This is a genomic window from Gordonia aquimaris, assembly GCF_026262595.1.
GTDB lineage: Bacteria > Actinomycetota > Actinomycetes > Mycobacteriales > Mycobacteriaceae > Gordonia > Gordonia tangerina.
This window is the reverse complement of the sequence record NZ_JAPKFM010000004.1, coordinates 294,522-307,945: the sequence shown is the minus strand read 5'-3', so window position 1 is coordinate 307,945 and position 13,424 is coordinate 294,522. Positions and strand designations below refer to the sequence as shown.

The 13,424-nt window shown below is 69.1% G+C and carries 8 protein-coding genes; 1 reads left to right on the top strand and 7 read right to left on the bottom strand.

Translation table 11 applies throughout. From position 1 onward, the window contains the following. Window positions 1–3: 3 nt before the first annotated feature. From OSB52_RS06625 to OSB52_RS06610, 4 genes are read right to left on the bottom strand one after another with little or no spacing between them, the layout of a single operon-like run. A complete protein-coding gene (locus OSB52_RS06625) occupies window positions 4–924 on the bottom strand; it encodes an MTB12 C-terminal domain-containing protein (protein WP_235725810.1) in 921 nt (306 codons plus the stop codon). A gap of 51 nt (window positions 925–975) precedes the next feature. Further along, window positions 976–4,215, bottom strand: a complete 3,240-nt coding sequence (gene nbtC / locus OSB52_RS06620) for a nocobactin polyketide synthase NbtC (RefSeq protein WP_266060848.1) — start codon at window positions 4,213–4,215, stop codon at window positions 976–978. Further along, the gene (locus tag OSB52_RS06615; RefSeq protein ID WP_277614943.1) at window positions 4,208–5,524 is read right to left on the bottom strand and encodes a beta-ketoacyl [acyl carrier protein] synthase domain-containing protein; all 1,317 of its coding nucleotides are present in this window, start codon (window positions 5,522–5,524) and stop codon (window positions 4,208–4,210) included. Before OSB52_RS06615 ends, nbtC begins: the two co-directional genes overlap by 8 nt. Then, window positions 5,524–6,315: a thioesterase II family protein gene (locus OSB52_RS06610; protein ID WP_266060847.1), complete on the bottom strand. Its 792-nt coding sequence runs from the start codon at window positions 6,313–6,315 to the stop codon at window positions 5,524–5,526. Before OSB52_RS06610 ends, OSB52_RS06615 begins: the two co-directional genes overlap by 1 nt. Before the next feature lie 65 nt (window positions 6,316–6,380). Between OSB52_RS06610 and OSB52_RS06605 the strand changes: the two genes are divergently transcribed. Further along, window positions 6,381–7,022, top strand: coding sequence for a GNAT family N-acetyltransferase (locus OSB52_RS06605; RefSeq protein WP_266060903.1), 642 nt, complete (start codon window positions 6,381–6,383; stop codon window positions 7,020–7,022). Between the two features lie 10 nt (window positions 7,023–7,032). On the opposite strand, the gene OSB52_RS06600 is transcribed toward OSB52_RS06605, so the two are convergent. Genes OSB52_RS06600 through OSB52_RS06590 form a run of 3 tightly spaced genes read right to left on the bottom strand, consistent with a single transcriptional unit; the run spans window position 7,033 to window position 13,303 of the window. Continuing rightward, a complete protein-coding gene (locus OSB52_RS06600; protein ID WP_266060846.1) occupies window positions 7,033–8,346 on the bottom strand; it encodes a SidA/IucD/PvdA family monooxygenase in 1,314 nt (437 codons plus the stop codon). Continuing rightward, on the bottom strand, window positions 8,346–11,936 hold the full coding sequence (locus OSB52_RS06595) for a non-ribosomal peptide synthetase (RefSeq protein ID WP_372512346.1): 3,591 nt from the start codon (window positions 11,934–11,936) through the stop codon (window positions 8,346–8,348). Before OSB52_RS06595 ends, OSB52_RS06600 begins: the two co-directional genes overlap by 1 nt. Beyond that, window positions 11,933–13,303: a salicylate synthase gene (locus OSB52_RS06590; protein ID WP_266060845.1), complete on the bottom strand. Its 1,371-nt coding sequence runs from the start codon at window positions 13,301–13,303 to the stop codon at window positions 11,933–11,935. The genes OSB52_RS06595 and OSB52_RS06590 overlap by 4 nt, the downstream gene beginning before the upstream one ends. Between the last annotated feature and the right edge of the window lie 121 nt (window positions 13,304–13,424).

The window sequence follows — 13,424 nt, the reverse complement described above, 5'->3', positions numbered from 1 at the left end:
CGGTCAGAGGCTGCAGGGGATCTGCGCGTAGGAACCGATGTCACAGATCGACCGGTTCGACAACTTCCACTGGCCGCCCTGCCACACCCAGTACACCGGCATGCGGGCCGGCTGGTAGCCCGGCGACTTCAGTTCCAGCGTCGCCTTGGCGGTGTTGCCGTTCACGGTGACCGGCCCGGTCACGTTGTAGGTGAAACCGAGCGGCTTGAACCGCTGGAGCAGCAGCACGATGGGCTGCGCCTGGTTCACTGCGCGCTGACCACCCTCCAGACGCTGCGCCTTCTGGGCATTCGATCCACCACCGACGAGGACGTCGAGGTCGTTCTGAAGCTGACCGACCGTCGGCGTCGCACGCGATGCGGTGGTCGTCTGGGTGGTCTGCTGAGTCTGCTGGGTCGGCTGCTGCGGGGCTGCCTCAGGCACCGCACCCGGTGCCAGTCCCCCGCCGGAGGCGCCGCCACCGGCGGGCAGGTCGGCGCTGCTGCCCTCGCCGGGCGGGCCGAGCACCTCCCCCTTGGGCCCGGCCGCGATCGACGGGTTCGCGGCACCGGCCGGCGGTGCGGCAGACGTCGGCGCACCGGCGGTGGGCGCCTGCTGCGGCAGCTGTCCCTGCGCGGAACCCAGGTTGACCACCGTGGGCTGCGCGGTTGATGCCGACGTGCCCTGCCCGATGTCGGACAGCAACAGACCGACCACACCGATCGTCACGATCAGCGCGGAGATGATCGCCGAGACGCCGCCGGCCACGAGCACGGTCGGCCAGCTGACACCCCCGGCCGGGCCATTCGTGGCGTCGCCCGAGTCATCTGCCGGCTCGTCGGTCGGGGTGTCCACGGCGCTGTCGGCCGCGGACTGCTCTGGCGTTGCCGAGTAGGCCTGGGCACCGATCGGTCCGGTGGCGGTGTCGTCGTAATCGCTCGACATGGGCTCGCTCCCCTCACTGGGCCCGTGCTGTTTCATTAGCCTGACCTTACTTCATCGACCTGCAGGGATGTCAGGAGCCATCAGGGCGATGACCTCCCGCAACGTCGCACCACCGAGTATCGCCTCGATCGGGAGATCCTGGCCGAGCGTGGCCTGCACTCGCTTGCGTAGGTCGAGGGCCTGCAGTGAATCCAGACCGAGTGCTACCAGCGGCAGATCGGGGTCGAGATCCATTTCGCCCGCCGGCAAGCCCATCGCGCCGGCGAGTTCGGCGCGGAGCAGTTCGGCCTGGCCAGATTTGGTCGTCCCAGGACCCGCTTCGACACTGTCGGCGCCAGGTGCAGGAGTGTCGACTGTCTCCATCGGAGTGACCGGGGGCGGTGCCGCGGGTGCCGGATCGCCGACAGACGGCGTGGGGCTGTCACCGACCTCGGTCAGGATCTGCGCGGCTCCCAGCACACTCAGCAATGCACGCAACTCGCCGAAGTCGGCGGCGAGGACGACGCTGTCACCGGACAGATCCGCGAATCCCGCCGCGATGGCCGCAGCGGGAGCCATCGGGATCACCCCGGCGCCTGCCACCCGGGCCACACCGTCGGCGTCGAGCGGCCCTTGAGCCTGCCACAGTCCCCACTGCACCGACACCGCGTTGATCCCGTCGGCGCGCAGCTCGGCGGCCGTGACGTCGAGCATCCGGTTTGCCATCGCGTACAGGGCCTGGTCACGGCCGCCCAGCGTCGCGGCCAGCGACGAACACAGCACCACGCGCACATCGTCGACCTGTGGGACGGCGCGGATGACGTTGCCGATGCCGACGACCTTGGCGCGGGTGGCGGTCGCGATGTCCGTGGTGGAGATGGTTTCCATCGGCCCCGCCACATAGTTCAGGGCCGCGTGCAGGACCACGCTGACGGGTTCGGGCAGGCGGGCCGCGAGGTCGTCGATCGCGGCCTCGTCGCCGATGTCGCAGGCGACCACGTCGATGACCGTCTGGTATCGACGGCGGATGGCGTCGATACGGCCGAGTGCCTCCGCCGTGCCGCCCGAGCGGCTGACCAGCGTGATGCGGCCGGCGCCCCCCGACGCGAAGTGCGCACAGAATTCCAGTCCGAGCTTGCCGGTGCCGCCGGTGATGAGGACGTGTGGCGTGTCTGCCCGCAGCGGCGCGGCGGTCGTCGCATCGGGTGCGGCGGGGATCAGTCGTTTCACGAATGGCGAGCCCCCGCGCAGCGCGATCTCCGGTTCGTCGGCGATGTGCAGCGCGGACAGCACAGCGGATGCCCGCTCGCCGGCGGACGCAGTGTCTTCGGCGGCGCCGAGGTCGAGGTGTCGGAACCGGGTACCCGGGTGTTCGGCGGCCGCGCACCGCAGCGCGGAGCTCACCGAGGCCTGGACCAGATCCGGTGCCGTTCCGTCTCCGGCCGCGTCGCTGTCCACCGATTCACCATCGATCGTCAGCCACCAGAACTGTTCGACGAGCGGCCCCGGGCCGGGCCGCCAGCGTCCGTCGGCGAGAACAGCTGCGAGGTGATCGCCGGCCGTGTCGGGTTTGGTGCCCGGCAGGCCGGTCAACAGCAGCACGGTGTCGAACTCCGACTCCGGTTGCTGCCCTTGACCGTCGGTCGTCGTCGGGTCGACCACGTCGGCGACTGCGCCGTGATCCGGAGCCGCCGCACAGATCTGCGCGGCCAGGTCCGCGCATTGACCGGTGGGATCGAGCACCGCGATCTTTCTCGGCGCCTGGGTCTTGCGGCGCTTCAACGGAAGCCAACCGGCCTGCAGACGATGCGCGGCCCGGCCGACCTGCCGGGCGGCCCAGTCCGGCGAGTTGACGTCGTCGCCGAGCCCGGATTCGCGGTCGGCCCACAGATGGACCCGGCGCATCACGGTGTTCGGGAACCCTTCCAGCGGTGGCCGCGGAGTCGCCTGCGCGTCGGCGTCCCCCAGCGCGTCCCACCGGAATCCGGTGTCGGCGACGGCCACCGCGGCGACGTTGCGCGTGAATTCGGCCAGGCCATCGGCATCACGCCGCGACGTACCGAGGATCTGTCGACTCGATCCGGCATCGTCGACCCCGGCCAGCGTCTCGCCGATCGCGAGCAACAGAGTGGGGTGTTCGGACATCTCGACGAACAGGTCGGCGCCATGGGTCCGCGCGGCATCGCTGATCGCCTTGTCGAAGCGCACCCTGTTGCGCAGGTTCCAGAACCAGTAGTCGCCCAGCGACATCGACTCGTCGAGGGCACCGCCAAGTGTCGCGCCGACGCACGGCACACCGCCGGCCAGCATCGACTCGTTCTCCAGGTACGTGCCCAGCGCGTCGAGGAAGGCGGGTTGATACTCGCTGACGATGCTGGTGTGCGCCGGATACTCGACGCGAATCTCCTTGGCGAATTTGCCTTGGGCGGTGAGCGATTCCACCATCTCGAGCACTGTGTCCCGTTGGCCGGAGATGCACAGGATGTGGGCGGAGTTGACCACCGACAGCTGCGCCCACCCAGAGTGGCGAGCCAGCATGTCCTCGCATTCGTCGACGTCGATGCCGACGACGGCCATCGTGTGCCCGCGCGGCGACAGCTCGTGGACCAGCCGGGCGCGGATGGTCACGATCGTCAACGCATCCGGCAACGTCATCGCACCACTGCGGTAGGCGGCGGCGATCTCACCCTGCGAGTGCCCGACGGTGACCGCGGGCGCCACTCCGGCGGCGTCCCACATCGCGGTGAGCCCCACCATCTGCATGAACAGGGCCGGCTGGATCACCCGGACATCGGATGCCGCCGGGTCGTCCTCGGCGAGCTCGCCGAGCACGTAGTCGCGCGGCGACGTGCCGAACAGTCGCATCGACTGTGTGTGACATTCCTCCACCGCGCGCCGATACGGTTCGGAGAGTGCGTGATACCCCCGTCCCATGCCGGGTCGCTGGCTGCCCTGGCCGGGGAAGGTGTAGGCGATCTGCCGGGATGTGGCGGCGCCGGCACCGACGATGACGTCGGGATGCGGCCGTCCCTCGGCGAGTGCGTCGAGCGCGCCGGCGAGCTGATGAGGCTCGGTGGCGAGGATGAGTGCGCGATGCCGGCGGGCCGGCCGGGTGCGCAGCAGCTGATCGGCGACGGCGGCCACCGGCACACCCGGATGTGTTCGGACGTAGTCGTGCAGGGCTGCGGCCTCGGCTGCGATGAGCTCTGCGGCATCGGAACTCACCAGCACCGGCACCCGCCCGTCGGGCATCCGCGGTCCCGCGAACGGGGCTGCGGCACCCGACATTGCGCGTGTGGTCGTCTCAGACATGGGCTGCCTCGCTCTCCGCGACCGGCATCGAGATGATGGCGTGGGCGTTGGTTCCCGACACCCCGAAACTCGACACCGCGGCGTAGCGGCGGTCTCCGCGCGCCTGCCACGGCTGTGTCGTCGTCGACAAGCGCAACCCCCCGCGATCCCAGTCGATGGCGGCGGTGGGGTCGTCGGCGTACAAGCTCGGCACGGTCATCCCGTGTCGGCCACACTGCAGCACCTTGATGAGTCCGAGGATGCCCGCGGCCGCCTGTGCGTGTCCCGCGTTGGATTTCACCGACCCGAGCAGGACCGGGCGGTCGGCGGGCCGGGCGGCACCGTAGGTGTTCTGCAATGCCTCCAGTTCCATCGGATCGCCCAGCGGCGTACCGGTGCCGTGCCCTTCGATCACGTCGATGTCGGCCGGGCACACCCCGGCAGCGGCGATGGTGCGATCGACGAGTTGTTGTTGGGCGCGTGCACTGGGCACAACGATCGGACCGCCACCACCGTTGTGGTTGACCCGCGTGCCGAGCACGGTGCCGTAGATGCGATGGCCGAGCCGCCGTGCGCGGCCCTCCGGTTCCACCACCACCACGCCGGCACCCTCGCCCCACAGGGTGCCGGTGGCGCCGGCACTGTAGGAACGGCAGTGTCCGTCGTCGGCCAGTCCGTTGTTCTTGGCGAACTCGAAGAAGGCGCCGGGAGAGCCCATCACGCACACACCGCCGGCGAGCGCCCACTCGCATTCCCCCGACCGCACGGCGTTGGCGGCCAGATGCAGCGCGGTCAACGACGACGCGCACGCGGTGTCGACGGTCATCGACGGGCCGACCGTACCCAGGACGTGCGAGATCCGGCCGGCCACCGCACCCAGCGCGGTACCGGCGATGCGATGACCGGAGTATTCGTTGACCGCGGCGGCGCGTGGCCCGTACTCGGCGATCGAGGCACCCATGTAGACACCGACCTCCTGGTCGCGCAGCGCCGCCGGGTTGACCCCCGCGTTCTCCAGCGCACGCCACGCCACCCGCATCGCGACACGCTGCTGCGGGTCCATGGCGACCGCCTCACGGGGGCTCACCCCGAAGAACAGCGGGTCGAAGTCGGCCGCGCCGCGCAGGAATCCGCCGGCATCGGGGACCTCACCCCAACCCTCGAGTGCGCCGAGCGCCAGCACCTGATCGACCGGCCAGTCGCGGTCCCGCGGAAACGGTTCGATGAGTTCCACACCGTCGGCCAGTGCGGCGAAGAAGTCTTCGGGAGTGTCGATCCCACCGGGCGCCTCCACCGCCATACCGGCGATGACGACGGGTTCGACGCTCATCAGTGGCCCACCCGGTGGGTGGCCGCGTCGCGGGTCTCGACGAGCACCTCGAGGATCTCCGTGTCGTTGGCGTCGAGGTAAAAATGTCCTCCGTCGAGGACGCTGACCGTGACGTCGTCGGCGTGCTGGGTCCAGGTATGCAGGTCGTGCGGCCGGATCACCGGGTCGTCTGCGCCACCGAGCACCGTGATCGGCGCGGCGATGCGCGCATCGGTTGTCGCGCTGTACGCGTCGAACGCCTGGTAGTCGGCGCGTAGCACCGGCAGCGCCATCCGCATGACGGCGTCGCTGCCCATCACCGCTCCCCCGGTGCCGTCGAGCGCCGACAGATGCGCCATCAACCCGTCGTCGTCGGTCGGATGCGGCGGGAGGTCGGCGACCTTGCTGGGCGCGGTCGCCGCCGAAACCACCAGTCCCGCGATCGGTACCGCCGAACCCTCCGCGCGGCGAACGAATTCGAACGCGACGATGGCGCCGAGGCTGTGGCCGAAGACGGTCAGCGGGCGTTCGGATGCGTCCGGTCGGGCGAGATAGGCCGTGTGCGCTTCGGCGGCCAGATCGGTGAGAGCGGTGGCTGCCGGTTCACGCATCCGGTCCTGGCGCCCGGGGTATTGCATGATCAGCACGGTGAACTCGCGACTGAACAGTTCCGACAGCGCGCGATAGGCCGATGCCCCGGCGCCGGCATGCGGAAACACCAGCAGCGGAGGGAGGTCGGGTCGCAGCGGCTGATGGAACTGCCGCAGCGCACCGAGGGCGGGGCGGGCGGTGCCGGTCTGGTTCTGCGTCATGTCAACTTCCTGTGTGGGTTAGCCTGGCCAGCATGTCCACTCGAGACCGAACGGAGCCGACCCTCATGGAATCCGCCGCTGCCGGGACGCCCGATGAGTACACCATCGGCCGCGAGATCACCGATGTCGGAACGGATGTGGTCGCCGCCGGCGGCCCGGTGGTACCGGCGCTGACCGGCCGTTTCCGGTTGCGGGCGGTGGACCCGACCGGCGACGATCCGGCGATGCTGGTGTCGTGGTTCGCTCGGCCGCATCTCGTGGAGACCTGGGAGCAGGAGTGGTCGGAGTCGAAGTGGCGGGCCGACTCGTCGCACCGACTGGCCGGCGACTACTCGCGCCCGCTGATCGTCTCGCTCGACGGGACGGAGATCGGCTATGTCGAGCTGTACCGGCCCGCTCGCGACGAGATCGCGCGGTTGTATCCGGTCGATCCGTACGACATGGGCATCCACATCGCCACCGCTGACCCGTCGCTCACCGGCCGCGGCGTGATGTCGGGATGGCTCGCCGAGTTGGCACAGGCCATCTTCGATGCCGATACTCGTTGTCGCCGAGTGGTTCTGGAGCCCGATGCGCGCAACTCGCGGATTCGCCGTGCGCTGACCGGACGCGGATGGACCGATGTGGGTGAGTTCGATGTCCGACCGGATCGGCGGATCGCCCTGCACATCCTGGGCCGCACCCCGGCCGACGTGCCGCAGCTGTGATCCGAGCATGTCAGCCTTCCTCACTCAGGAGGGCCGCACGCGCACCGCGACCCTGACGCTCGGTGATCCGCAGGATCCGGTTGGACAGTTCGCCGAGCGAACTCAGGTTAGGGAAACCCGGACCTTGCGCGAACCCGGCGAGGTTGGGCAGGAACAACTTCGGCGTCAGGCCAGTGACGGCGAGGTCGTGACCGATGGCCGACTCGATGCGTTCCAGGGTCGGCGGCCAGCCCAGGGTCAACTCCAGCAGGTCCGCGGCGTCGTCGGTGAACAGATCCAAGAACCACAGCGGCTGACCGCCGGTCGCGTCGACGACGAGGTCGAAGGTGAGGGTCTGCGGGGCGCGCCCCTCGTTGTGCAGTGTCACCGCGATCAGCTCACCAGCTCGGCGCGCCGCCACCACGCGACCCTGCAGATGCTGGATACGACTGTCGCCGAGCAGGTTCTCCTGCACGCTGACCGAGAAGACGCCGCGGTCGGTGCGGCGGATCACGTCGCGTCGCTCCGCGGGAGAGATGGCCGACCATCCGGTCGGATCGCTGAACATGGCGTTCTCGAAGTAGCTCTCGCCGCGCGTGTAGATGGTGGCGCCCGGCGAGATCACCGACACCGACATGACCTCGTGGCGGGCCAGTTCGTCGAGGGCGGAACCTGCGGTCTCGCCGCCACCGATGACCGCGGCGCGGGAGGCCAGCGGCAGGTCGCGGCGCGAGACACGGTCCCAGAAGGCCGCCACCGACAACACATGCTCGTCGTCGAGGATCGCGGTGTCGCTCGATCCGGGTCCGGTGATCATGAGTCCATCACCGACCACCTCGTCGGTGCTGCCGGCGGGTGTGGTGATCTGCAGGCTCCACTGGTCGTCGTCGGCGGAGACCGAACGCACTGTGCCGATGGTGATGTCGAGGTCGATGCGGGTGGCCACCCACTGCAGGTAGCGCGCCCACACGTGGTGATGCGGATTGGGACGTCCCCGATCGATCCACTCGGCGTAGGTCTGATGTTCCACCAGGAACGACATCCAACTGTAGGCCTGCATCCGCCTGCTGATCTCGGCGTTGAGGTCGCTGTGTGCAGTGCGGCCGGTGACCGTCGACCGGTACGGGAAACCGATGTCCTTCTCAGGTCCGGTGCCCAGTCGGTGACGACCGTCGGTCCAGCCGCCGATGGACTGCCAGTTCGCCCCCACCGCATGCGATTCCACCACACGAACATGAGGTGCCGGCAGCCCGAGTCCACGCATCACGGAGGCTTTGGCGGCCACGGCGATCGCCTTCGGGCCGGCCCCGATCACCAGGAGGGTCTGCGGAGGTCGAGTGCTCATCAGCGCGATCCCCCGGCCAGTTCGGCATCGGTGAGTTCGGCCTCGTCCATGGCCGCCACCTCGAGGTAGATCGCCGCCACCTGGTAGAGCCGGCCGGGCTGTTCGTCGGCCGCATCCACGCGCTGCGCGAGTTCACGCACCGTACGGGCGGTGAAGATGTCGACCACACCGATCTGCGGGGCGTCGAGCCACTCCCGGGCGCGCGCCACCACGGCGGTCGCGAGGACCGAATCGCCGCCGACGGCGAAGAAGTCGTCGGTCACCCCGATCCGGGCGGGGTCGGCGCCGAGCACCTCGACGACGATCATCAACAGCGCCCGCTCGAGGTCGTCCGCCGGTTCCACCCTCTGATGGTTGCCGGCGCCGGTGTCGTCGAACACCGCGGCGATCGCGGCGCGGTCGAGTTTGCCGTTCCCGGTCAGCGGGAGCTCGTCGAGGATCTCGATGGTGGCCGGGATCATGTAGGCAGGCAACAACTCCCGCAGCGCAGCGGCGATCGTTTCGGCGGACGGCCCCGTGGCGGCGGTGTCGTCGGTGGTGACCGCGGCGGCCAGACTGCGGGCACCGCCGGGCGCGGTGAGCACGGTCGCGACCGCGTGACGAACACCGTCGACCGATCGCAAGGCACCCTCGACCTCACCGAGTTCGACCCGGAATCCACGGATCTTGACCTGATGGTCTGCCCGACCCAGGAACTCGATAGTGCCGTCCGGCCAATACCGCGCCAGATCGCCGGTGCGATACCACCGGTGGCCGTCACGTTCGATGAACCGTTGCGCGGTGCGCTCGGGATCGTTGCGGTATCCGTGCGCCACACCGGCACCGCCGACCCAGAGTTCACCGGTGACCCAGTCCGGGCAGTCGCGGTCGGCCGAATCGACGATGCGACACATCACGTTGCGCAGCGGGGTTCCGAACGGCACCGACGTCCACTGCGCCGGCGGATCGACGACCTCGCAGACGGTCCCGTGAATGGCGATCTCGGTGGCACCGCCCAAGCCGGCGAAGCGGGCGCCGGGTGCCAGAGCATGCAGGCGGCGCGGTAGGTCGACGCCCACCCAGTCCCCACCGAGCAACACCGCGCGCAGCGAATCTCCGAGCCCGGCAGATCCTTCCTCGGCGACGGTCAGCAGCATGTCCAGCGCACTGGGGACGCAGGTGAGGATCGACGCGCGATGGGTGCGCAGCAGATCGAGCCAGCCGGCCGGGTCGCGGGCATCGTCGGCGTCCACCGCGATGACGGCACCGCCGGCGCTGTAGAGGCCGAAGATGTCGTAGACGGAGATGTCGAACTCGAGTGCCGCCACGGTCAGCGAGCGATCCTCGGGGCCCACCGCGAAGCGGTCGTTGATGTCGTCGATGGTGTTCATCGCGGCCCGGTGCGGCACCTCGACACCCTTGGGCGTGCCGGTGGAGCCGGAGGTGAACAGGATGTAGGCGATCGATTCCGGGTCGGGCAGCACGGCTTGCGTGAACGGCGCGCGATGCGTCCTGGCGTGGGCGAGGTCGATGCCGACGACCCCGTCGAGCATGTCGTCGAGCGCGCCGTCGGCGCCGAGGACCACCCGGATGTCGCCGGTGGACAGGATCTTCGCGCGGCGCGTGACCGGCTGGTCGTGACCGATCGGTACCCAGGTGGCCCCGGTCGCGAACACCCCGAGTGTGGCCACCACCTGGTCGGGCCCCTTCGGGATCTGCACGCCGACCGCGTCGCCGGGAAGCACCCCTGCATCGCGCAGGGCGCCGGCCACCGCGAGTGCCTGACCCGCCAGTTCGCCGTAGCTCAGCGTGCCGCCACGCCAGAACAGGGCGGCGCGGTCGGGTTCGGCGACGGCGCGGGTGAAGAATTCCTGGTGCAGCACTCGCCCACTGCTCGGTGCGGCGGTGTCGTTGACCCGTCGTCGCACCTCCCGCTGCGGGGCGGGCAGCGCGGGAACAGCTGTACCCAGCCAGCCGGCGTCCCCGTCGGTCAGCCGTTCGATGGCCGAGATATAGTGCGCGAACATCGCTTCCACCACGCCCGGCGGAAACGCCGCAGCGCGGACATCCCAGTTGAGCAGCAGGCCGCCGCGCACCTCGGTCACCTGTGCATCCAACGTCACCTGCGGGCCCTGCGACACGATCCAGGAGGGGTCGCCCAGGCGCGCCAGCACATCCTCGGAGAACAGCTCACCGAGGCCCAGCGCACTGGTGTAGACCACCGGCGCCAACACCTGTTCGCCGCGGGCACGCCCCAGGTCGCGCAGGACCTCCAACGCTCCGTAGCTGGCGTGTGACCCGTTGGCGTGCATCGTTTTCTGCATCGACCGGGCGAGATCGAGCACCGACCGGGTGTGCCTCACGTCGACATCGACGAGTACCGAGGAGCTGAAATCCCCGGACACCCTCTCGATCTCGGGATGCAACGGCTCGCGGTGGAAGAGCGGGACGTTGAGCAGGAAACGATCATCGCTGGACCATGCCCCGATGGTGGCGGCGAACACCGCGGCCAGCGCGATCGCGGGCGTCACGCCGCGCTGATGCGCGGAACCGAGCAAGGTCTCCTTGGTCGCGGCATCGATCCAATGGTGATGGCGCACCACACGGTTGGGTCGTTCGGGGTGGCTGTCGGTGGCGCCGGCAGACTCGCTCCGGGCGGGCAAGGCCGGTCCGGACGGCAGTTCGTCGAGGCGTTCCGACCACCAGCGGCGGTCCCGGTCGCGGTTCGGGTCGGGATGCTCGGCGCGATAGGTGAGGTAGTCGCGGTAGGTGACCTCGGCCGCAGGCTGCGCCTGGCCGTCGTAGAGTGCGACGAGATCGGCGAGCAGCATCCGGTAGCTCATCGCATCCGCGGCGAGCATGTCGATGTCGAAGTGCAGGCGATGACGCGCGTCCGGCAACCGGGTCAGGGTCAGGTCGTACACCTGACCTGCGGCGACGTCGAGCATCTGGTGGCTCTTGGTGTCGCGCAGGACAGCCAGTTCGCGTTCGATCGCCGCTGGAGTTTCCGCGCGGAGATCGTTGATTACCAACGGATCTCGGCCGACGTGGTCGAGTACCTGTTGGGTGCCGTCGGGCCGGAAGCGGGCACGCAGCATCGGGTGACGTTGAACGAGACGGTCGGCGGCGGCCCGCAGGCGCTCGACATCGATTCCGGCGCCGTCGAATTCGACGTAGAGGTGGGCGGCCACCCCGCCGAGGTCGGCGGCATCGGTGCGGCCGATCCAGTACGCATGCTGCATGGGGGCGAGGGGAAACGCGGCATCGTCCGAAACCGCGATACCCTCGGCGAGATCCGGGGTTCCGTCGCCGGGGTTCGGGGCGCTCTCGGCTGGATTCGGGGTTGCGTCGGCGGTGGTGGCGCTGTCGGCGGGAGCCGCGGTGGCGTCGAGCATCCGGGCCCAGGCGTCCACACTCGGATCGGCGGCGAGTTGGGCGAAGTTCAGACGGTGTCCGCGTTTACGCCAGCCTCCGGCGATCTTCATCATCCGAATCGAGTCCAACCCGAGCGAGATGAGGTCGGCGTCGTCGGCGATCTCGTCACGCGGAATGCCCAGCGCGTCGGCGATGGCGTCCTTGACCTCGTCGCGTGCTCGCATGAATCCGCTCATCGGCCACCTTCCCCGCGTCGCACCACATACGGCGCGACGCTGCCGAGCTTCTCGCAGGTCTCTTCGAATTCGCGTGCCGGAGTGGACTGCCCGACGATCCCCGCACCCGCTTGCAGCCACGCGGCTTCGTCGGTGGCGAACACCGTGCGCAACGCCAGGGTGGCTTCGAGTTCACCGGCCGACGACGCGGTGATCACCGCACCGGAGTACAAGCCGCGAGACTCCGGCTCCAGTCGATAGATCGCCTCCAACGCAGGTGCCTTCGGGATTCCGGAAGCGGTGATGGATGGGAACAACACCGACAGCGCCTGCCAGGGATCGGCATTCGGGGCCAACTGCCCGGCCACCGTCGAGGCGAGATGTTGGACGCTGCCGCGCTCGCGCACCACCATGTACTCGCTGACCGCAGTGCTACCCGGGGTGGCGATCGAGGCGATCTCCTCGATACATGCGCGTACCGACATTGAGTGTTCCACAACCTCTTTCGGATCGGACAGCAGATCGGCGCGGGCAGCCGCGTCGTCGGCGTCACCGCGTCCGAATGCTCTCGTGCCGGCCAGCGGTTCGGTAACCACCCGTCGGTCGGCATCGACGGCAACCACCAACTCGGGGCTGAACCCAGCGCCCGACATCGCGCCGAGTCGGAACAGATAGGACCGGGCCGGATCGTTGGCCTCGCGCCCCCGGACGAAGGTGGCCGAGATGTCGATGTCGAACGGGATGTCGACACGCCGCGACAGGATGACCTTCTGGTAGTCGCCTCGGGCGATCTCGTCGACCGCGCGGGCGACCCGGCCGCGGTAGTCGTCCCGGTCATCGGACACATCGACGGGCATCACATCGACCGCCGCAGGCTCCGGCGGCGCCGTTGCCCGCGCAGCGACCGCCAGCAGTCGTGCTGCGCGATCCGGGTCGGTGTCACCGGTGTCGATGTGGGCGGGATCGACGGTGTCGGGTTCGATGACCAGCTCCACCTCGGGCACGATCAGATGCGCCAGCTCCGCGTCTTCGGGAACACGCTCGAGCAGACCATGACGGGGCGCACAGAAATCGAATCCCACCCACCCGTAGACACGCCACGTCGACGACTTGAGGCCGGCCAGCGCATCGGCGATCACACGGGCTGGGTCTCCCGACCACTCGGTCGTCGTTCGTGAGTGCCCGTCGACGACGTCGACCGTGCTGCGGGTGAGGATCAGCCGTGCACGCACACCGGCCGCGAACACCCAGCGACCTTCACGCTCGTACACCAGATACTCGTCGAACTCGCCCGATGCGGCCCACGCGGCGCAGATCCGGGCCGCGGAGAGCGGCGGACGCAGGTCGTCGGGCACACCCCCGGCGGCCGCTTCAACGGTCAGCGACATGACCGAGTCCTCCTCGCACAAGCTCGTGATTCGTACAACCCCCGTTAGGTAAGGCTAAACGATGGAGACGGACAACCGAAGCTCACATCGGTAAGCCTGGCCTAATCGGTGTGTTTGAATA